This is a genomic window from Spirosoma areae, assembly GCF_054781775.1.
Window position 1 is genome coordinate 193,634 of record NZ_BAAGTT010000029.1, and the last position, 19,983, is coordinate 213,616.

Below are 19,983 nucleotides of genomic sequence, written 5' to 3' on the forward strand. Positions count from 1 at the left end.
GGCTATCACGGACAGGTATAAGTGAAATCGTTTATCTGTACTTTGTCACCCCCATAGATGTACCCTACTATCTCCCCATCTTTGCCTCGGAAAATCTGACGCTTCACACGACTCTTTTCGTCGAAGGTGTATGCATAAGTACCTGTGTATACGCTAGGATAAATACCTTTATAACGGCTATTTTCGACCGCATATTTAATTAGCAGATTGCGGGATTCTTTTCCATAAAAGGCTTGGACAGGGGGCAAACCGGGTTTGTTTAAGTCGTACTCATATTTATAAGTGTGACTTGGTCCAGCATCATGATCTATAAGCAAAGATTCTATTATGTTTCCGTTGTTAATAATGTTGGTTAGGTATTCTCCCTTCAGTGTTACTAAATATCCATCTTTATCATACGTTGCCTGGATCGAACCTTGTTTTTCCGCTAAGCCTTGGTTATTTAAAGTTACCTCTGATGTTTTTGATAGTTTAGGCGTAGTAATAAGGTCAACCGTGCGTATGCTCACCGCCATGGGGCTATATTGATAATAGATCGAATCAGCTTTGTTACCCGCATATTGGTTATACTCAGTCAGGATGCGGCCCTTTGCGTCGTAGGTGTACACGCTTTTCTTCGTCGTACTGACCTGAAAAGACTCCCCATCAATCATTACTGTCTCGGGGTCAAGTTTGGATTGCTGGCTGGGACTGACCAACTCCTTCGTGGTTTGGGTGGCAATCAAACAGGAGTTAGCCTGAACGGAGATTCCTGGGTCGTCCTGCTTTTTGCAGCCACCACAGGAGAGCAGCAGCGTGAAGAACAACAGGCTATAGGTTGATGGATGAGTCATAGTCTCAGTACGTTTTAAAGTCAAGTTAGTCAATGGGTTGGTTTACCCTATGCCTTCGTAAATGGCTATAGCACTATAACCCTGTTTGAAGGAATTTGGTAAGCGTTACCGAATTGAAGAGGTAGCGGTAAGCGAACAGGTCCGGCCAGTTTTGTGAACAGAGGTTCCACAGGCAGCAGGTCGTTAGTCGCTATGATTGAGAGGAAGGATTGGGACAGGTTGTCGTCTAATCCGTTGCAAATGTATAAATGTGATTCGCTACTATGCAACTATATTCATGAAAATATATTTATCGTCATTGGTGCCTAAACTAAGAAGCTGTTTTAACTTACGAACAATAGTTTCCTGGCGCCGTCATGCCGAAACAAGTTCGGCATGACGGCCCTCCGCCTGAAACCACGCTCAGATAGTATGTTTAAACAGCTTCTTAGTTTAGGAAGCACAAATTCTAATTAGGATTAGCTTCACTTTCCCCTACAAACCCTAATGCCCCGCCATTCATGCAGTAGCGCAGGCCGGTAGGAGCCGGGCCATCGGTGAAGACGTGTCCCAAATGGGCGTCGCAAACCGAACAGCGGACTTCCGTTCGGTTACCATCACGTTCGGTATACAGGGCATTTGGAACAACGGGGGCATAGAAGCTGGGCCACCCCGTCCGCGAATCAAACTTGGTAGCCCATGAAAAAAGCGGATTGTGGCAGGCAACGCAGGCATAGGTGCCCTGCCGGTGTTCGTGCGTGAGGTCGCTGCTGTTGGGCCACTCGGTGCCGCTTTCCCGGGTGATGTGGTATTGCGACCGCGTCAGAATTTCCTTCCATTCCGCATCGGTTTTCTCAACCCGCCAGCCACCCGGCGAGGTTGCTCCGGCGGGTCGGTGATGGGGTGGTTTGGGCGTGGCTACGTAAGAGCCGTAGAACCACAAACCACCAATGAGCAGGATGGCTATCAGGAGAAAAAGCGTGTTTTGCTGCATCTGGGGAAATCCGTTGAGGACTTTTCTATGAAACAAAAAAAAGCCTGTCAGCCGTTCATAAACCTACCGGCCAATGGCTACTTTTCGCAGAATGGAGTCAATTACCTGCAAGGTCGTGACGCCATCGGCTTCGGCTTCGTAGTTGAGCATGATGCGGTGGTTGAACACGTCCGGGGCTACTTCTTTAATGTCTTCGGGCAACACGTAGTCGCGCCGGTCGAAGTAGGCCAGGGCTTTGGCCGCCAGATTCAGGTGAATGCTGGCACGGGGCGACACCCCGAACTGGATATAGCGGGCTTCGTCGCGGAGGTTGTACTCCATTGGTCGGCGGGTGGCAAACACCAGTTCGATAATGTACCGTTCGAGGGTTTCCGAAATGGAAATGCCGTTAATTTCGTTGCGGATGGCCACCAGTTCTTCTTTGCCCAGAACGGGCTGCACTTCGTAGTCGAAATTCATGTTCGACATCCGGCGCATAACGGCCAGTTCATCGTCTTTATTGAGGTAGTCGACAAAGACCTTCATCATAAACCGGTCCACCTGGGCTTCGGGGAGCGGGTACGTACCTTCTTGTTCCACAGGGTTTTGCGTAGCCAGAACCAAAAAGGGCCGGTCAAGGATAAACGTTTCTTCGCCAATGGTCACCTGTTTTTCCTGCATGGCTTCCAGCAGAGCGGCCTGCACTTTTGCTGGTGAGCGGTTCACTTCATCGGCCAGAATCAGATTGGCAAAAATTGGTCCCTGCTTCACCTCAAACTCGGCAGTCTTCTGGTTGAAAATCATCGTCCCGATCAGGTCGGCAGGCAACAAATCGGGCGTAAACTGAATCCGCTGGAAATCGAGTTCCAGTACCTTCGCCAGCGTGTTGATGGTCAGGGTTTTGGCCAGACCCGGAACGCCTTCGAGCAGGATATGGCCACCCGTGAACAGCCCAATAAGCAGCCGGTTGAGCAGCCGTTCCTGCCCCACAACGACCTGGCTCATCTCGGCGAACACGTCCCGGATTTTCGTATGGTAGGTAAACGAAGTCGTTGATTGCATTTGTTAAAGTTTTCAGTTTTCAGTCGGCTGGCGCAGGAATGGTTTTCGCGTCAGTAAACGGTAAACTCGTAAGCTAAAAAGTTGCCCGAATGCTTCGGTCCTTGCCGTGAATATCCTTGTAGACCTGAATCTTTGAGAAACCCCGCTCGGCGAATACCTGCCGGGTGGCCTCGCCAAAGCGTTCGTTAATTTCAACGTAACAGGCTCCATCTTTGGTCAGGTGTCGAACGCAGAAATCGGCAACGGCTTTGTAGAAAACCAGCGGGTCATTATCTTCTACGAATAGAGCCAGACCAGGTTCGTAATCCAGCACATTGCGGTTCATATCGGCGGCTTCTGAGCGCGTTACGTAGGGCGGATTGCTCACCACACAGTCGAACCGGTGGCTGAAATCGGGCGGTACGTTCAGAATATCCTGAATGGAAAAGGTCACGTCGGCTTTGAGGTTTTGCGCGTTGTGGCGGGCCAGCGTGAGCGCTTCGTCGGAAACATCCCATCCCGTCACCACCGACTGCGGCAGAAAGCGTGCCAGCGTAGTGGCAATACAGCCGCTACCCGTGCCAATGTCTACAATGGGCACGTTGTCGGTCCGGTCGGCGAAGTCGTGCATAATAAGCCGGACCAAATCTTCAGTTTCGGGACGGGGAATCAGCACAGCGGGCGACACCTCGAACTCTAAGCCGCAAAAAATCGTCGTGCCAATAACGTGCTGAATCGGTTCCTGCCGGTTTAGCCGTTCCAGAATTCGGAACCAGTCGGGTTCGGTGCGGTTGGGTGGCAGGGGTTTATCGGTCAGCACGTCGGTCTTCCGCAGGCCGAAATAATGGTCTAAGAGCATAAACGCCATTTCCCGTGCTTCGTCGGGCGCGTAGGCCGTAATGTTCTTACTGAGTCGTTCGTATAGTGGTTTGGCAGTAGCCATTTGGTTCGGGTCGAGTATTTTTGCGTAAAACTAAAGAAGTTTCAGGTTTCACGTTCAACGTTCCAAGCGAGCCTCCGGGTCGATTCCAGGCTCAGGAGTCAGTCTGGAACATAAAACCTGAAACCTGAAACCTGAAATATGCAACAATTTATGCGTCGTGCCCTCGAATTAGCCACGCTTGGCCGGGGGCACGTAAGCCCCAACCCAATGGTCGGTTGTGTGCTTGTTCACGGGGTAAATGGTCAGGAGCGAATCATTGGCGAGGGCTGGCACCAACGTTATGGCGAAGCTCATGCCGAGCGCAACGCGATTTTGTCCGTCCGGCCCGAAGATACGCATCTATTGCCCGAAAGCACGGCCTACGTCACCCTCGAACCGTGTTCCCATTTGGGCAAGCAGCCGCCCTGTGCCAATCTACTCGTTGAAACGGGAATCAAACGCGTGGTTTGCTGCAACGATGACCCGTTTCCATTAGTTGCGGGTAAGGGATTTGCCCGGCTTCGCGAAGCCGGAATTTCGGTTGAGGTGGGGTTGCTGGCCGAACAGGGGCGGGCACTGAACCGGCGATTTTTTACATCTGTTGACCAGCAGCGGCCGTATATCATCCTGAAATGGGCTGAGACCTCCGATGGTTTTATGAGCGGTGCCGGTGGGCAGCCCATCAAAATCAGTGGCGATTTGGCGCACCGGCTGGTGCATCGGTGGCGGAGCGAAGAAGACGCCATTATGGTCGGGACCAATACCGCCCGCATCGACAACCCCCGCCTGAACACCCGTTTGTGGCCCGGCAAAAACCCGGTTCGCATTGTTTATGACAGAAACTTATCGTTGCCAAAAAACCTGCATTTGTTTGATGGTACTCAAAAAACGATTGTGTTTCACCAAATTAACGAGCGAACGAGTGAACCGGAACGCCGGACCGGAGCGAACGAGCGAACTCGAATCGCTGAGCAGAGCGAACAAGCGAACAATGGATGCGTCAGCTACTTGTTCGCTCCGGTCCAGCGTTCCGGTTCGCTCGTTCACTCGTTGCAAACCCTTCACGAACATAAACTTCAATCGGTCCTGGTTGAGGGGGGCGCCAGGCTGTTGCAATCGTTTATTGATACCGGACTCTGGGATGAAATGCGCGTGTTCCGAAGCCCAATGATGCTGGGTGCGGGTGCACAGTCCGGCGGGTCGGTGAGAGCTCCGTCGGTTCAGGGCAAATTAAGCAGCCGGGAAATGGTCGGTGATGATGAACTAACAATTTACATGAACTCATGAAGGTGAAAAACGACCTGCTGCATCCTTTGATTTTGGTTGGTTTTCTCATGCTCCTGACAGATGCACCCGTGGTTGCACAGGCGTCGTGGGCTAAACTGATGCCCGGCGTGGGAACGTTCTCTTCACCCCGCGTAACCGACCTCAATCGGGACGGCGTAGGTGACATTGTTGTCGGGCTTGGCCGCCAGGAATTTCAGGCCTGCGACTCCGCCATTGTAGCGCTGGACGGGAAGACCGGCGAACTGCTCTGGAAGAAACCCGCAGCCGACCAGATATTTGGTTCGGCCATTCTGACCGACCTGAATGCCGATGGCGTGCAGGACATAATCATTGGCGGTCGCCGGGGTGAACTGCAGGCGATTAATGGCGTCACGGGCCAGATAATCTGGCGTTTCGACCAGAAAACGAAGCCGAAAAAAGTTGACAAATGGTATAACTTTTACAATCCGCAGCTCATTCCGGATCAGAATGGCGATGGCCTGGAGGATTTATTAGTTTCCAGCGGGGGCGACGTAACCGTGGAACCTTATAATCCGAAGCGGCCGCCGGGTATGCTGGTTGTGTTGAGCGCCAAAGATGGGCATGTGCTGGCTGAAGCCTTAGTGCCCGATGGGAAAGAAACCTACATGTCGGTTTCTGTTTTGAAAGACCCCACGAATAACAGTTGTCAACTCATTTTCGGAACGGGCGGAGAAACGCTGGGCGGAAACCTGTATGTTGGCTCGTTGGCAAGCGTCATGGCGGGCGACTTGTCGTCGGCCCGCAAACTCGCCACGAGTCCCGACAAAGGCTTCATTGCGCCCGCCGTTTGGGTCGATATTACGGGCGATGGCACTCGGGACATTGTGGCCAATGCGGTTGATGGCCGGATGCTGGCCTTCGATGGAAAAACGCTTGCCCCGCTCTGGAGTATGAAAACAACCAATACGGAAGCCTACAGTTCGATGGCGGTGGGCTATTTCAATCGCGACTCTATCCCCGATTTTTTCGTATCGTTTGCCAGAGGAAAATGGCCTAAGCTTGAATGGACCGATCAGTTTATGGTCAACGGAAAAAATGGAACGGTAGAGTTTCGGGATTCGCTGGGCTTTTATCAGACCAGTTCGCCCGTTGTAGTCGATTTCGACGAAGACGGTCAGGATGAAGTTATCCTGAGTGTGAACTACCAGGCCGAAGATTCGTTAGGCATCAAAACGTACTACAATACCCTGTCGGTCATTGGCTTCGGTACGAATGAAGTCGTTAATTTATTTGCGGGGCTGCCGGGTCATAATATCGCGTCGACACCCTGGATTGGTGACCTCGACAAAGACAATAAATTAGATATTGTTTTGTGCAGCAGTTCCAATAAGTACAAAACCTACTCGTTCGACGGGGTACGCATTAGTTGCTTCAAAACGGCTCTTTCAATCACGAAACCGATCCGATGGGGCGCTTATATGGGAAGCCACTATGACGGTGTGTTTCGGTAGTGGTTGTCGGGCAACCATACTTCTCTTGTTGTCAATGACTTGTCTAATCGAACCATATTGGCCACATAACCTGGCTGAATCCGGCCTAACTGATCGCCAAAGCCAATAATCTGGGCCGGAATCGTTGACGCCATCCGCAGCGCATTCGTCAGCGGAATGTTGGCCTGCTCCACCGCAATTCGGACGCAGTCAACCAGCGTAATGGCCGACCCGGCCAGATTTCCTTCGTTGTTTACGTAGCGTCCGGGGCCGTTTGTGTCGGGCTCATACTGCACAACAAACTGCCCCAGCTCAAACGTGGGACGGGGTCCACCCAGACCGGGCGAATTGGCAAACAACGCATCTGAAATCAAAAATAACCGTTCCCCAAGCAGCCGATACGCAATGCGGATAGTCGCCGGATTGCAGTGGTAGCTGTCGGCAATGATGCTGGCCCGAACGTCTGGGTGGTCAAACACAGCGCCAACCACGCCCGGTTCGCGGCTCTCGAAGCCCCGCATGGCGTTGTAGAGGTGCGTTGCCAGCGGGATGCCGCCGTTGAAGGCGGCCATTGCCTGCTGGTAGGTGGCATTGCTATGACCAAGCGAAAGAAGCGTATTGGCGTGTTTCAGCTTGTTGATTGTGTCGAGTTGTTCGGTTGTCAGTATCTCCGGGGCCAGGGTCAGAATGCGAATAACGTCGGCATTGGTACTGAACAGCGTTTCCAACTCACCATCCGCGGGCGTTCTGACATACGCCATGCTGTGTGCCCCGCGCTTAATGGGGTTGAAATACGGCCCTTCGATGTGGATACCCGGCACGCCAAACGGGTTTTCGGCACGCACCGTAGCCACAGCCGCCATCGACTGCTGCATCACTTCCAGCGACGTTGAATGAATAGTTGGCAGGAGGGTGGTCGTGCCGTTGCGGGCGTGGGTGTCGTAAATATGCCGGACGGTTTCGGGCGTGGGCTTGTCGTTCAGGAATAACGATGAGCCGCCGTAGAGTTGCAAATCCACTAAACCCGGAATCAGATAATCGCCGTTGAGGTCGATGGCGGTTTCGCCGGAAACCATCAATTGGCCGGTCGAAATGTCCTGAATTCGACCATTGTCGACGCGCACGGATGCGCCTGTGAGCCACTCGTCGCCGGTAAAAACGGTGGCGTTGATAAACTGATTCATAAGCTAAACGCAGATGTACTGCCGCCTGACAATAAAATAATGGATGATAAATTTTTGACAGGAATACAGGATTAACAGGATTTTAGTTGACCGAAAATCCTGTTAATCCTGTATTCCTGTCAAAAAAAGCCAAACTTGTCTTATAGCCAATACGTGAAAATTGGCCGGAATGTACCCGATTTTTCGTTTTTTTGCGAACTATTTCCCGTTAGTACCAATCTATTTATCGCTTGAACGCTGTTCGTTTACTTCCTAATGTCGGTCCAGTCGGGGACCATCCCGTCCAGGCCACCATTCCGCTGGCTTCGTCGAAAAGCGAAAGCAATCGCGCCCTGATCATCGACGCCCTGACCAGTTTTCGCTGCGACCTGCAAAACCTCTCGACCGCCCGCGATACGCAGACGATGATTCGGCTGCTGAAATCAAACGACGGAATTGCCGATGTACTGGATGCTGGCACCACCATGCGTTTCCTGACGGCTTACTTTAGTGTAACGGGCCAGCAAAAGACCATGACCGGCACCCCGCGCATGTGCGAGCGGCCCATTGGTATTCTGGTCGATGCACTCCGAACGCTTGGCGCCGGCATTACGTATTTGAAAAACGATGGGTATCCACCCCTGCAACTCAATGGGTTTGCCCCGTCTGAAAACAAGCAAGCCCATCCAGGCCGGATCAGTATTCGGGGTGATGTGAGCAGCCAGTACATTTCGGCCCTGCTGATGATTGCGCCGACGCTGCCCAACGGCCTGACGCTTCACCTGACCGGGGCCGTTGGTTCACGGCCTTACATTGAGATGACGCTCGAACAAATGAGCTATTTCGGAGCCGATGTGCAGGCCGATTGGGGAACCAAAACAATTGCCGTTTCTCCCAAGCCCTATACGCCAAAGCCCTACGCGATTGAATCCGACTGGTCGGGGGCGAGTTACTGGTATAGCGTGGCAGCTTTGGCCGGACCGCCCGAAACGGAAATCGAACTGCTGGGCCTGAAAGCCAAATCGTTGCAGGGCGATAGTGCCATTGTCGACATCATGCGGCCCCTGGGCGTTGAGAGCACCTTTACCGACACGGGCGTTCGACTGACCAAATGCCCGGCGGCTGCGTCGCTGACGTGGGACTTTACCCACTGCCCCGATCTGGCCCAGACCGTCGCCGTTTGTGCGGCCATGAACGGCGTAATGCTGACGTTGACGGGTATCGAAAGCCTGAAGATTAAGGAGACCGACCGGGTAGCCGCCTTGCAGGCCGAACTTCAGAAGATCGGTGCCGAATTGCTTGAAGTAGAATCAAATCATCGCTACGAAGTTCGGCAAGTGAGCAGTCGGCCACAGTCGCCCCCAATCATCAAAACCTACGATGACCACCGGATGGCCATGGCCTTCGCCCCGGTTGCGATGCGGCAGGAAATCATCATTGAGGAGCCGGACGTGGTGGCTAAATCGTATCCAAGTTTCTGGGACGACATGGCACGGGTGGCAGCGGTTGAGTTTATATTTTCGTAATCGGTCACCATCTTTTCATGTTTCGTCAGCGACCGCCCGGCCACTTCGCCTGACCTTTGTTGTGTACTATTTGACTTACGAATGTCATGAACACGACAACCACTCCTACTATTCTCGTTCTGGGTGCAACCGGCAGCATCGGGTATGCCGTTACCGCCAACCTGCTCGCCCGCCGATTGCCCATTACGATTCTTGTTCGCAATCGGGCCAAAGCCGAAGCCCTGTTCCCGAATGAGCCAACGCTCACCATTGTTGAGGGCGATGTGCAGGATGCGGTTTTGCTCAACCGCGTCGCTGCTGATAAGGCGTTTATTTTTCATGGCATCAATTATCCTTACGACAAGTGGTTTGGTAACATGGATACGGCTACGCAAAAAGTTATCGACGCAGCCACACCAGGAAATTCGACTATCGTTTTTCCCGGTAACGTGTACAATTTTGGCCATACAAATCAGCCAATTCGGGAAGACAGCCGCCCCAATCCGTGCACCCGCAAAGGGCAGTTGCGCGTTGAGCTTGAAGCCCTGCTGGAACAGGCCGCCACTGCCGGGAAATGCCGCGTATTAAACGTTCGTCTACCCGATTTCTGGGGACCAAACGTATTGAACGAGGGCATAAAACCGATTTTTGAAAACGCCCTGAATGGCAAAGCGCTCCCGTGGCTTTTGAACGCCGATGTGCCGCATCAGTCGGTTTATACCAAAGATGCCGCCGACATTATCGTTCGACTGCTGTTGCGGGACTGGACTGAGTCCGCACAGCCCGCAGCCCGAAAAGATAAACGGGGAGAAGAAGCTTATCAGGTCTGGAATTATGGCGGAGAAACGCGGCCGTCGACACGAACCTGGTTTGGGCAGATTAGCGCTCTGACGGGCAAGCCCTTGAAAATACAGGTGCATAGCCGCTTTGCAGTCCGTGTGTTAGCTCTGTTTGTTCCCGTGATTCGTGAAGTGAAAGAGATGCTTTATCTCTACAAAAACACAATCCTGCTCGATGATGCAAAGGTACTCGCTCTCTTCCCTGATTTCCACCCAACACCCATGACTGAGGCCTTGACCGAAACGCTCACCTGGTTTTCAGAAAACCTGCTCAAGCAGCCGTTTACGCCTGTAACTAAAGGCTTCCCGCAGAGTAAAAAGTAGGTGCCAGCAGCATTACCTCCCCGTTGCTGTGTCCTCACAGCAACCTATCCGGTAGGTAAAGCAGGCTGACGCAAAGGTTGCTGTGAGGACACAGCAACGGAGAGGTACCTTCAGTGCATCAAAAACATATAACAACCTGAAAATCACATGAAAACGCTTTTAAAATCCGAAGAACTAATTCAGTTTCTGGGTGCTATTTACCTGTTCTCCCGCCTGAATTTCGCCTGGTGGTGGTTTCCGGCTCTGCTTTTGCTGCCCGACATCAGCATGATTGGCTACCTCATCAACCCGGCTATTGGAGCGGTGTTGTATAATCTCGTTCACCACAAAGGGCTGGGCATCGTTCTTGGCCTGTTGGGGTTGATGACCGGCAATCAGAATCTGATGCTGGCGGGTGTTATCCTGTTTGCTCACGCCAGCATGGACCGCGTGGCAGGATATGGCCTGAAGTATTTCGATAGCTTTAAGCACACGAGTCTGGGGAATTTGTAGCCCGGCTACGTTATACCCGTTACTACGCAGCCAACGCCAATCGAAACGCGCCGGGTGTCTGGCCGGTCCATTTCTTGAACGACCGGAAAAAGACGCTCGGTTCGGCGAAGCCCAGCAGATAGGCGATGTCGGTCGTGCTCAGATTTGGCTCGCGCAGATGGCTCACGGCCAACTCTTTGCGGGTTTCGTCGAGCAGTTGCTGGTAGGATGTGCCCGCGTCTTTCAGGTGAAGCTGAAGCGTTCGGATACCCATTGCCAGCCGGTCGGCAACGAGGGTCAGCGTGGGTTCTTCGCCTTTCATAATCAGGACAATCTCCGACTTTACCCGTGCGGTCAGGGTCGGAGTTTTGAGCCGGTTGAGCATGTCGGCTGCGTGTTTTTCAAATAGCAACGACAAACCCGGACTGGCGTTGATAACCGGCAAATCGAGCAAGGCTATATCCAGCACCATTGCGGTTTGGGGAGCATCGAACGTCAGGCGGGCAGGGCCAAATACGCGTTCGTGCTCCCGTGTATCGACCGGGCGCGGGTAGGCAAACCGAATTTCATCGGCAATGATGGGATAGCCCGTCAGTGTGCGGATGGCGGCTAAATAAATCGACAATTCGGAGTTAAGCGCGTATTCCGGGTAAATAACCTCGGCGCTTAACACCTGGAGCGACAAGACAAACTGGCCCCCCGCTGGCGACCGGTGCCCGGTTGTACGGATGGCATCGCAAACAATGGCCTGATACTGACAGAGTTTATCGAATGACCGGCCCAGCGTGGGGCTATGCATCATGACGTAAGCCAGTACGCCCACGGCCACCGGATTCACCATCTCACCGAGTTTCAGGGCAATATCCGGGTCGCCGGTTGCCACAACGACTTCGCGCCATAGGTCCTGCACCTGCCGGATTCGCACGCGCCCGTCGGGGTTGCGGAGTTGCTCAGGGTTGATGCCTACGGCCAGGGCCAGCGCGTTGGTATCGGCCCCGCACTGGCGGGCAGCAAACAAAATCAGGTTGACCGAGGCAACGGAAAGCGTATGGTTATTGGTTTGCATTTAGTTAAAGATACGGTCGTGGGAAACAAGCAGGTCAGGAAACACACGGCTGGGAATTTCACCCGATTCATACACATCGACTAAGGCATACTGGCCGTTTTCCAGAACGTAAACGTTCACCGCCTTCTCTTTGGGTTGAACAATCCAATATTCACGCACCCCGGACTCTTCGTACAGGTTGAATTTTTCGCTGAAGTCCTTCTTTGCCGTTCGGGGCGACGTAATCTCGATAACCCAGTCGGGAGCGCCCAGACAGCCGGCGTCGTCCAATTTAGTAGCGTCGCATATGATGCAAATATCGGGCTGAACAACAGTGTGCAACTGGTCGGGCTTGCGCTCGTTGCGGACGGGTAAACGAACATCGAACGGGGCGGTATAAATTTCGCACCGTTTATCACTAAAATGCAGGCTGATATCGACAAGTAAATGACTAACAGCCAGTTGATGCGCCCGTCTCGGCGCGGGCGACATCCGGTATAATTTCCCTTTTATCAGTTCAACGCTTTCGTCAAACTGCCATTTCAGGTAGTCGGCATAGGTGTAGGTGCCATTAGGGTCGAGTTGTGCGATGTCGGTAATCATAAGTTCTGTCGGGCAATTTCGGTATGCAAGTTCCTGAAATAATCCGATGCCCGCAATAAACGGCTGCCATACCACGAAAACAACTCGCCATCGACTAACAGCACGCGTGCTGCCGGGCAAATTTCCCGAAACTCAGCTATGTGTTTCCCCATAAACGGATATGGCTCCGATGACAGAAAAATCAGGTCGGGCCGAGCGATCTGCAGGTCATCGGATGTGATTTCGGGGTAGCGCGTTCGGTCAGTGAAGGCGTTCTGGAAACCGGCAATGTCGAGCATGGCGTGGATAAACGTATCGTTAGCCGCTATCATGTAGGGCTTTCGCCAGATGAAATAAGCAACGGAGGGGTAAGGGGCCTGGAGCGGGGGGCAGGGGGCGGGGGGCTGGAGAGTCCGCTCGATTTGCTGCGCTATCGCTTCTGCCTGCGGGCTTTTGCCAACCAGCTTTCCAACTTCCCGAATCATCGTTAATGCGTCGGGGAAGGTGGTTATGTCCGTGACATGAACGGTATACTGACGCTGAAGTTCTTCGATTTGTTGGCGCGTATTTTCTTCTTTGTTGGCCAGGATGAGGTCGGGTTGCAACGCATGTATTTTACTGAGTTGCAGCGTTTTCGTGCCGCCCACAACCACCTTCTGCGTAACTTTATGGGTGGGGTGAATGCAGAATTTTGTTAGACCCACAACTTCATCATCCAGCCCGAAGTCGAAGAGCAGTTCGGTCTGCGATGGAACCACAGAAACAATACGTTGCGGAGTCATGTAGTAGATATTCAGCGATTAGAATTCGTCATTCAGTATTCATTTAACAGCGTTTAACAAGATTTTGGCCCTGAGCTGAAAATTTTGTGCAACGTTTACCATCGTAAGCCCTCATTCGTCCATGAAACAAGCCATTTTCGCCGTTCTTGCCGCTGGATTATGCGCCACGACGCTCTACGGCCAAGCACCCGCTTCGGGCAAAATTACCTACGAAGGGATGCGCCAGATTGACCGGTCGCAGATGCGGATGGTCATTAATGGGCAGGAAGTTCGGCCCCGCGTGGATTCGCCCGGCAGTCCCGGTGCGCCCGACGCCCCCGAAGGCATGCCGGAGGTGATGTCGTTTACGCAGAAGCTCGTTTTTGCCGGAACGATGGCCAAAGAAGAGCGCGACCGCCCACAAAACATGATGATGCGCCGGACGGTAGGTGGACCGGATGGGGGTGGCTCCGGTGGCGATGGTCGCCCACGCACAACCCGGATGACACCGCCCTTTGACCAGCAAACCTATCTGGACTTAGCCAACCGCCAGCGCATCGACGTGCTGACGGTGAAAAAAGATTCCGTAACAAGCCAGACCTATCGCTCCGAAAAACCCATGCCAACGGCGGCTGACTGGCAAACGAGCGACAAGACAAAGAAAATAGCGGGCTATAGCTGCCATAAAGCCACCGCCACGCGCCGGAAGGAAACCTACACCATCTGGTACACCACCGACCTGCCCTTTACCTACTCGCCCGTTGCCGACCTGACGCCCCCAACCGGCGTGGTGCTGCAAATCGAATCGGATAGCGAGTCGTTCAAAGCGACCGGCGTGTCGATGGAAGCCATTGCCGAAAATACGGTGCAGCCGCCCAAAGATGCGAAAGTCATTCCAGCGGAGGAAATGGAGCAGCTACGCCGGAAAAGCATGGCCGATTTCCGGCAAAAGATGATGCAGAACGGCGGATTTCCGGGCCGGAATTAATTTGCTGACTGACGCTTTTTTGTGGAGACGTTTGTCTGTGTAGCTGCATCCTCGGTCTGTGTCCTCACAGACCGCTCTTAATCAAACCTTTGCCAGCGGTCTGTGAGGACACAGACCGAGGATGCCCTGGCACAATCATAAAAATTGTCAGACAACCAACTTACATTAATGAAAAATGAAAAATCTGCTGACAATGAAGCGATTACTATGCCTTTCGGTGTGCATTGTTCATTGTATATTATTCATTAACGTCAGTAGTTTCGCCCAGTCGCCTGGCACGATTCAAGGAACAGTGGTGGATTCGCTGACGCGCAAGCCCTTGCTCGAAGCGTCGGTGTCGCTGTTGTCGTCGCGTGATTCGTCGCTCGTCACGTTCGGCATTACCGATGGCGAAGGGCGGTTCACATTCCCGAAAGTAGCCGAAGGAAACTATCGTGTGCTGGTCACGTATGTGGGCTATCGGAGCCGCGCCCGGCGGGTCTCGGTAACCAAAGACGACCCGACGGCCAATGCCGGAACGCTCGAATTGGTGGCCGAATCGCAAACGCTGAACGAAGTAGCCGTGCAGGGCGAACGGGCGCCCATTGCCGTAAAAGGCGATACGCTGGAGTTCAACGCCGGGTCGTTCAAAACCCGCCCCAACGCGCAGGTTGAGGACCTGCTCAAGAAGTTGCCGGGCGTGGAAGTCGACCGCGACGGTACGGTGAAAGCCCAGGGTCAGGAAGTCAGGAAAGTGCTGGTCGATGGCAAACCGTTCTTCGGCAACGACCCCAAAATGGCCACCCGCAATCTCCCCGCCGACATCATCGACAAAGTACAACTCTACGACCAGGCATCCGAACAGTCCGCTTTTTCGGGCGTTGACGACGGCGACCGCGAGAAAACCATCAACATCACCACCAAAAAAGATAAACGAAAAGGCTCGTTTGGGCAGCAGTCCATCAGCGTAGGTCCGAAGCCGGGTGACGATGCCCGGTATTCGGGGCGTGTCAGTTTGAATCGCTTCAACAATGGTCGTCAGATTTCGGTTCTGGGCATGGCCAACAACATTAACCAGCAAGGCTTTACATCGCAGGATTTGGGCCTCGGTAGTAATTTCGGCGGAGCCGGACAGGGCCAGGGTGGCGCACGAGGGGGGGGCGGCAATGTGTTTCGTGGCGGACAGGGCGGGGGTAATTTCGGCAATCAGGGGCAGGTGGGTAGCAACGCTATTACGCAATCGTGGGCGGCAGGTATCAACTACCGCGATGGCTGGGGAAAGAAAATTGACGTGACTAGCAGCTATAACGCCAGCAATACGAACACCCTCACCGACCAAAGCAGTCGCCGGGAAAACGTGTTGCCGGGCGGGAGCACATCGGGAACAACCACCAGCCGAAGCGACTCATCGTTTGTTAGAAATCAGACGAACGGCTCCAACAACACCAACACCAACCACCGGGCTAATCTCCGGCTCGACTATCGGCTCGACACCCTCACGACGATTCGGCTGATTCCGAGTTTGTCGTGGCTAAGTTCCAATTACAACAACCAAAGCGAGTCGCAAACGCTGAACGCACAGGGTGTGCTGGCGAATTCAAGCAAAACAAACTATACCTCAACGGGCAGTGGGTTTACGGGAAATAACTCGCTGCTACTGTTTCGCAAGTTTCAGAAGCGCGGACGGACCTTCTCGCTGAACTGGAACGTGGCCGTGAACGATAATGACAACGAAGGGTTCAACCGGTCGGAGAATCAGTTTACCCGTTCCAACGCGCCTGTTTCGGCAACAGCCGGTTCGGGAACGCTTACGCCAGGAACTTCCACAACGGGGATGCAGGCCGACACGACCGGACTGTTTACGCAGCGAATCAACCAGCGCAACGACCAGCAAACGCGGTCGCTGACCAACAGCATCAACGTTAGTTATACCGAGCCGCTTTCGCTTCGGCAAACGCTTGAGTTTCATTATACCCTGTCGAACAACCACAACACCTCGAATCGGGCCGTGAATGATTTCAATGAGACAACCAATCAATATGACCGGCCCAATACGTTGTTGAGCAATCGCTTCGTGAACGATTACATGACCAACCGGGCGGGCCTGACCTGGCAAACTAAGCGATTAAAATACACCTATGCGGTTGGTCTCGATGGTCAGCAGGCCAGTTTGCGCTCCAACAACCTCGGCAGCGTCGGCGGAGTGCAGGAAACCAATCTGAGCCGGACGTTTACGAATCTACTGCCGAATGCGTTGTTTACGTATAATTTCGCGAAAAACCGGAGCCTGCGAATCAACTACCGCACCCGCATCAACGCGCCCTCGGTGAACCAGTTGCAGCCCGTTCGGAACAATACCAATCCGCTGAACATTCAGCTTGGTAACGCCGACCTGCAACCCGAATTCAGCCATAACGTATCGCTGAATTTCAACCGCTTCGAGCCGTCAACGTTCCGCAACCTGTTTGCCTCGCTGAACATGAGCCGGACAGACAATAAGATTGTCAATTCAACGACGTTCACGCAGGCGGGGGCGCAAACCACCCGACCCGTCAATACCGATGGATATTATACAGTGAACGGCTCTCTGGTGCTGGGGCAGCCCGTTAAAATTGGCGAACAGAAGACCAACCTGAATCTGACCACCAACCTGACCTATAACCAGGGTTTAAGCTATGTGAATGAGCAGCCCAACCAGTCAAAAAACTGGCTGATTGGTCAGGGTGTGGGCATTAGCTCGAATTTCACGGAGAAGTTAGACCTGAATCTGTCGGGGAATATCAACCTGCAATCGGCGAAATACTCGTTGCAGCCCCAACAGAATACTACCTTTCTAAATCAGACCGTTACGCTGGATGTGTTTTACCAGTTGCCCCTTCGGTTCACCTTCTCGACCAACGTGTATTATAACCATTACGGCGGCAGTTCGGCCAGTTATAATCAGTCGTTTACGCTTTGGAACGCCACACTGGCCAAGCAGTTGTTCAAACAAAACCAGGGTGAATTGCGGTTTCAGGTCTTCGATTTGCTGAACCAGAACCAGAGCATCACCCGCAACGTGACCGATACGTACACCGAGGAAGTTCGGAGCCGGGTGCTGAACCGCTATTTCATGGTGAGTTTTGTGTATAACCTGCGTCGGTTTGGCGCGGGAATCACGCCCCCCCGCGACCCCTTCGAGCAACGAGGTCCCGGTAATCGCGGGGGACGTGGGCAGGGGGGCGGTTTTCGGCGGAACTAAAAACCTAAAAGGTCCCGGAAATAGCTTCAGCAATCTGAAGCTATTTCCGGGACCTTTTAGGTTTGGGTATATGTGAGTAGTCGCGCCACGAATTTGACTTCTGATGAAAACGCACATTCATCATGAAAACGGTTACCCTTTCCATTTCGCTATCTTTGGTTACGCTGGGTCTGTTTGCCCAAACGCCCGTTGTTCCGTCGCCCGATATCCAACTAAAAACGGCGGTTATGGCCGCGCCAGGCGATAAAGGCGCTGGCGCAATGGTCTACGGCTATTCGCCTAAAAATGAATTTGTTGTGTTGCGAAAAGGAACCAACGAACTCGTTTGCTTAACCGACGACCCGGCCCTGAAAGGACTAAGCGTGTCCTGTTATCACCGCGACCTGGAACCCTTCATGAAACGGGGCCGCGAGTTGAAACAGCAGGGAAAAACGCCGAAGGAAATTCTGGAGACCCGTGAGCAGGAGGTAAAGGCCAAAAAGCTGATGATGCCCACCAATCCGGCATCGTTGTACGTGTATTCGGCCAAAGATGAAAACTACGACCGGGCCACCGGCGAGGTGAAAGATGGTTACCTGCGCTACGTGGTCTACATTCCCTATGCTACGGCAGAGAGTACTGGCCTACCCCTTAAACCCGACGCGCCCGGTATGCCCTGGATTATGGACCCCGGCACCCACCGCGCCCACATCATGATTAACCCGCCCCAATCGACAACGGCGGCTAAACAATAAATTCTGCTCCGTTCGTAAAATTGAAAAAGGTGTCCAGTTCATGAACTGGACACCTTTTTCAATTTCTTCTACTCACTCAAGTAAGCGAAAAAAACTTTGACAAAGCTGATGCTATAATTCATTGACTATCAGAATTATCAGCTTTGTCAAAGTTTTTTGCTCCCCTATTTAATATACCGGAAATCTTCCCCGCCTTTTAACGTCAGCAATGAATCGGTTGATGTTGTTGAACATAGTTGGTTCTGAAAATCACCCAAATAAGTGTTTAGCTAATTCTTCTTTTGTTAAGTCGAAATGCTCGGCGATGTTTTTCAGAATATTATTCAACGTGCCTATTTTAATTGGGTCGTGACGAGGGATGGTTTCGTAATGCTGGCCACGTTGCAACGTCTGAATTCGGATGTGGCTGCCCGTTTGACGGACTACTTCGTAGCCGAATGGTTTTAATAGTTTTATCAACTCTATACCCGTCAAATCGCGTGGTATCTTCACAACGCGAACACCTCGTCTTTTACAAAGTGCAGCCGTACTAATTGCGGCCACTGCGATGGATTATCATAGTGGCAATCAACCGCATCCCGAATCATCATTTTCAACTCAGCCATCGTTCCGCCCTGCGTGAATATGTTCTCACCAACGGCTTGTGCTGTATAACCACCTTCGGGGTCTTCTTCGACTAAAAAGATTAGCTCTTTCATGCGCGTGGGCCAATAAATACAATACAAGATAAACAAAAGCAGCCGGAAATCCATCCGGCTACATACATCCTTTCTTTTCCTCACTTGATATACCGAAAATCTTCCCCGCCTTTTAACGACAGCAATGTTTCGTACATGAGCCGGATAACATTCTGCACGTCCTCCATGTGGACGGTCTCGACGGTGGTGTGCATGTATTTCAACGGGAGCGAAATCAGGGCCGAGGCAATGCCTTCGGTAGCATAGGCGAACGCATCAGTGTCGGTACCGGTGGAACGGCTCACCGCCTGCCGCTGAAAGGCAATCTCGTGCTGTTCAGCCACGCCAATCATGAAATCGAGGACGTTGTTCTGCACGGCGGGGCCGTAGCACAACACCGGACCGTCGCCACATTTGAGGTCGCCCTGCTCTTTTTTGTCGTACTTCGGCGATTGTGTGTCGTGCGTTACATCGGTGCAGATGGCGAGGTCGGGCCGGAGCCGACGGGCAATCATTTCGGCCCCGCGCAAACCAATTTCTTCCTGCACAGCATTGACAACGTAGAGCGTAAACGGCAGCGTCACGTTGTTTTCTTTCAGGAGCCGGGCCACTTCGGCAATCATAAAGCCACCCATACGGTTGTCTAATGCCCGCCCAACAAAATACCGGCCATTCAACTCCATCAGCCCATCCGAAAAGGTACAGACCGTGCCGACGTGAACGCCCATGTCCAGCACTTCCTGCTTGGTAGCCGCCCCCACGTCGATAAACAAATCGGTGACTTTGGGGGCCGTGTCTTTAGCTAAGTCCCGAACGTGAATGGCAGGCCAGCCGAATACGCCTTCGACAACGCCCTTTTTCGTGTGCAGGTTAACCCGCATCGACGGGGCAATCAGCGCGTCGGAGCCACCATTTCGCCGGACGAACAGATAGCCGTCATCGGAAATAAAATTGACGAACCACGAAATTTCGTCGGAGTGGGCTTCAATGACGACTTTGTAATCTTTGCCCGGCCCGATAACCCCAACGGCGGTGCCGTAGGTGTCGACAATGTATTCGTCGGTGTAGGGTTTGAGGTAATCCAGCCAAATCTGCTGCCCCGACGACTCGAAGCCGGTGGGCGAGGCATTGTTGAGGTACTGATACAGGAAATTTTTACTGTGTTCGTTCATGTATGTTTAAGACATT

19 protein-coding genes are annotated in these 19,983 nt (G+C 52.8%); 8 read left to right on the plus strand and 11 right to left on the minus strand.

Annotated features, from left to right (window positions below; all coding sequences use genetic code 11):
• Positions 1–5 precede the first annotated feature (5 nt).
• The 4 genes from ACYVI1_RS17430 to prmC form a co-directional block, all read right to left on the minus strand.
• Complete coding sequence (locus ACYVI1_RS17430; RefSeq protein ID WP_460912009.1) at positions 6–833, minus strand: hypothetical protein; 828 nt, start codon at positions 831–833, stop codon at positions 6–8.
• A gap of 448 nt (positions 834–1,281) precedes the next feature.
• Complete coding sequence (gene msrB, locus ACYVI1_RS17435) at positions 1,282–1,806, minus strand: peptide-methionine (R)-S-oxide reductase MsrB (protein WP_460912010.1); 525 nt, start codon at positions 1,804–1,806, stop codon at positions 1,282–1,284.
• 63 nt (positions 1,807–1,869) lie between these two features.
• A complete protein-coding gene (locus ACYVI1_RS17440; RefSeq protein ID WP_460912011.1) occupies positions 1,870–2,847 on the minus strand; it encodes an AAA family ATPase in 978 nt (325 codons plus the stop codon).
• 73 nt (positions 2,848–2,920) lie between these two features.
• Entirely contained in the window at positions 2,921–3,769 is an 849-nt protein-coding gene (gene prmC, locus ACYVI1_RS17445) for a peptide chain release factor N(5)-glutamine methyltransferase (protein ID WP_460912012.1), read from the minus strand.
• Between the two features lie 138 nt (positions 3,770–3,907).
• Here prmC and ribD point away from each other — a divergent pair, with 138 nt between their 5' ends.
• A complete protein-coding gene (gene ribD / locus ACYVI1_RS17450) occupies positions 3,908–5,035 on the plus strand; it encodes a bifunctional diaminohydroxyphosphoribosylaminopyrimidine deaminase/5-amino-6-(5-phosphoribosylamino)uracil reductase RibD (protein ID WP_460912013.1) in 1,128 nt (375 codons plus the stop codon).
• Entirely contained in the window at positions 5,032–6,507 is a 1,476-nt protein-coding gene (locus ACYVI1_RS17455) for an outer membrane protein assembly factor BamB family protein (protein ID WP_460912014.1), read from the plus strand. The genes ribD and ACYVI1_RS17455 overlap by 4 nt, the downstream gene beginning before the upstream one ends.
• Here ACYVI1_RS17455 and nagA read toward each other — a convergent pair.
• Positions 6,486–7,670, minus strand: a complete 1,185-nt coding sequence (gene nagA / locus ACYVI1_RS17460) for an N-acetylglucosamine-6-phosphate deacetylase (protein ID WP_460912015.1) — start codon at positions 7,668–7,670, stop codon at positions 6,486–6,488. The two genes, ACYVI1_RS17455 and nagA, sit on opposite strands and share 22 nt — an antisense overlap.
• Positions 7,671–7,900: 230 nt before the next feature.
• Between nagA and ACYVI1_RS17465 the strand changes: the two genes are divergently transcribed.
• From ACYVI1_RS17465 to ACYVI1_RS17475, 3 genes are all read left to right on the plus strand, one after another.
• Positions 7,901–9,175, plus strand: coding sequence for a 3-phosphoshikimate 1-carboxyvinyltransferase (locus tag ACYVI1_RS17465; RefSeq protein ID WP_460912016.1), 1,275 nt, complete (start codon positions 7,901–7,903; stop codon positions 9,173–9,175).
• 86 nt (positions 9,176–9,261) lie between these two features.
• The gene (locus tag ACYVI1_RS17470; protein ID WP_460912017.1) at positions 9,262–10,317 is read left to right on the plus strand and encodes an NAD-dependent epimerase/dehydratase family protein; all 1,056 of its coding nucleotides are present in this window, start codon (positions 9,262–9,264) and stop codon (positions 10,315–10,317) included.
• 147 nt (positions 10,318–10,464) lie between these two features.
• Complete coding sequence (locus ACYVI1_RS17475; protein WP_460912018.1) at positions 10,465–10,809, plus strand: DUF4260 domain-containing protein; 345 nt, start codon at positions 10,465–10,467, stop codon at positions 10,807–10,809.
• Positions 10,810–10,831: 22 nt separating this feature from the next.
• Here ACYVI1_RS17475 and ACYVI1_RS17480 read toward each other — a convergent pair whose 3' ends face one another.
• From ACYVI1_RS17480 to ACYVI1_RS17490, 3 genes are read right to left on the minus strand one after another with little or no spacing between them, the layout of a single operon-like run.
• Positions 10,832–11,854 (minus strand): AraC family transcriptional regulator, encoded by a 1,023-nt coding sequence (locus ACYVI1_RS17480; RefSeq protein WP_460912019.1) that lies wholly within the window; start codon positions 11,852–11,854, stop codon positions 10,832–10,834.
• The gene (locus tag ACYVI1_RS17485) at positions 11,855–12,436 is read right to left on the minus strand and encodes a Uma2 family endonuclease (protein ID WP_460912020.1); all 582 of its coding nucleotides are present in this window, start codon (positions 12,434–12,436) and stop codon (positions 11,855–11,857) included.
• On the minus strand, positions 12,433–13,197 hold the full coding sequence (locus ACYVI1_RS17490) for an ABC transporter substrate-binding protein (protein WP_460912021.1): 765 nt from the start codon (positions 13,195–13,197) through the stop codon (positions 12,433–12,435). Before ACYVI1_RS17490 ends, ACYVI1_RS17485 begins: the two co-directional genes overlap by 4 nt.
• Before the next feature lie 121 nt (positions 13,198–13,318).
• On the opposite strand from ACYVI1_RS17490, the gene ACYVI1_RS17495 reads away from it, so the two are divergent.
• The 3 genes from ACYVI1_RS17495 to ACYVI1_RS17505 all read left to right on the plus strand — a co-directional run bounded on the left by ACYVI1_RS17495 (position 13,319) and on the right by ACYVI1_RS17505 (position 18,118).
• Positions 13,319–14,164: a GLPGLI family protein gene (locus ACYVI1_RS17495; protein WP_460912022.1), complete on the plus strand. Its 846-nt coding sequence runs from the start codon at positions 13,319–13,321 to the stop codon at positions 14,162–14,164.
• A 175-nt stretch (positions 14,165–14,339) separates the two neighbouring features.
• Positions 14,340–17,384 carry a TonB-dependent receptor domain-containing protein gene (locus tag ACYVI1_RS17500; RefSeq protein ID WP_460912023.1) on the plus strand — a complete coding sequence of 1,015 codons (3,045 nt, stop codon included), beginning with the start codon at positions 14,340–14,342 and terminating at the stop codon, positions 17,382–17,384.
• 122 nt (positions 17,385–17,506) lie between these two features.
• Entirely contained in the window at positions 17,507–18,118 is a 612-nt protein-coding gene (locus ACYVI1_RS17505; protein WP_460912024.1) for a hypothetical protein, read from the plus strand.
• A gap of 249 nt (positions 18,119–18,367) precedes the next feature.
• On the opposite strand, the gene ACYVI1_RS17510 is transcribed toward ACYVI1_RS17505, so the two are convergent.
• From ACYVI1_RS17510 to ACYVI1_RS17520, 3 genes are all read right to left on the minus strand, one after another.
• On the minus strand, positions 18,368–18,610 hold the full coding sequence (locus ACYVI1_RS17510) for a type II toxin-antitoxin system HicA family toxin (protein WP_460912025.1): 243 nt from the start codon (positions 18,608–18,610) through the stop codon (positions 18,368–18,370).
• Positions 18,607–18,816 (minus strand): 2-oxoisovalerate dehydrogenase, encoded by a 210-nt coding sequence (locus ACYVI1_RS17515; protein WP_460912026.1) that lies wholly within the window; start codon positions 18,814–18,816, stop codon positions 18,607–18,609. Before ACYVI1_RS17515 ends, ACYVI1_RS17510 begins: the two co-directional genes overlap by 4 nt.
• An 80-nt stretch (positions 18,817–18,896) precedes the next feature.
• Positions 18,897–19,967 (minus strand): M42 family metallopeptidase, encoded by a 1,071-nt coding sequence (locus tag ACYVI1_RS17520; RefSeq protein ID WP_460912027.1) that lies wholly within the window; start codon positions 19,965–19,967, stop codon positions 18,897–18,899.
• Positions 19,968–19,983 lie beyond the last annotated feature (16 nt).

Coding starts and splice junctions, on each gene's coding strand:
- ACYVI1_RS17485 (WP_460912020.1), bottom strand. CDS start 12,436: ATGATTACCGACATCGCACAACTCGACCCTAATGGCACCTACACCTAT.
- ACYVI1_RS17480 (WP_460912019.1), bottom strand. CDS start 11,854: ATGCAAACCAATAACCATACGCTTTCCGTTGCCTCGGTCAACCTGATT.
- ACYVI1_RS17475 (WP_460912018.1), top strand. CDS start 10,465: ATGAAAACGCTTTTAAAATCCGAAGAACTAATTCAGTTTCTGGGTGCT.
- prmC (WP_460912012.1), bottom strand. CDS start 3,769: ATGGCTACTGCCAAACCACTATACGAACGACTCAGTAAGAACATTACG.
- nagA (WP_460912015.1), bottom strand. CDS start 7,670: ATGAATCAGTTTATCAACGCCACCGTTTTTACCGGCGACGAGTGGCTC.
- ACYVI1_RS17495 (WP_460912022.1), top strand. CDS start 13,319: ATGAAACAAGCCATTTTCGCCGTTCTTGCCGCTGGATTATGCGCCACG.
- ribD (WP_460912013.1), top strand. CDS start 3,908: ATGCAACAATTTATGCGTCGTGCCCTCGAATTAGCCACGCTTGGCCGG.
- ACYVI1_RS17470 (WP_460912017.1), top strand. CDS start 9,262: ATGAACACGACAACCACTCCTACTATTCTCGTTCTGGGTGCAACCGGC.
- ACYVI1_RS17440 (WP_460912011.1), bottom strand. CDS start 2,847: ATGCAATCAACGACTTCGTTTACCTACCATACGAAAATCCGGGACGTG.
- ACYVI1_RS17500 (WP_460912023.1), top strand. CDS start 14,340: ATGAAAAATCTGCTGACAATGAAGCGATTACTATGCCTTTCGGTGTGC.
- msrB (WP_460912010.1), bottom strand. CDS start 1,806: ATGCAGCAAAACACGCTTTTTCTCCTGATAGCCATCCTGCTCATTGGT.
- ACYVI1_RS17455 (WP_460912014.1), top strand. CDS start 5,032: ATGAAGGTGAAAAACGACCTGCTGCATCCTTTGATTTTGGTTGGTTTT.
- ACYVI1_RS17430 (WP_460912009.1), bottom strand. CDS start 833: ATGACTCATCCATCAACCTATAGCCTGTTGTTCTTCACGCTGCTGCTC.
- ACYVI1_RS17505 (WP_460912024.1), top strand. CDS start 17,507: ATGAAAACGGTTACCCTTTCCATTTCGCTATCTTTGGTTACGCTGGGT.
- ACYVI1_RS17490 (WP_460912021.1), bottom strand. CDS start 13,197: ATGACTCCGCAACGTATTGTTTCTGTGGTTCCATCGCAGACCGAACTG.
- ACYVI1_RS17520 (WP_460912027.1), bottom strand. CDS start 19,967: ATGAACGAACACAGTAAAAATTTCCTGTATCAGTACCTCAACAATGCC.
- ACYVI1_RS17515 (WP_460912026.1), bottom strand. CDS start 18,816: ATGAAAGAGCTAATCTTTTTAGTCGAAGAAGACCCCGAAGGTGGTTAT.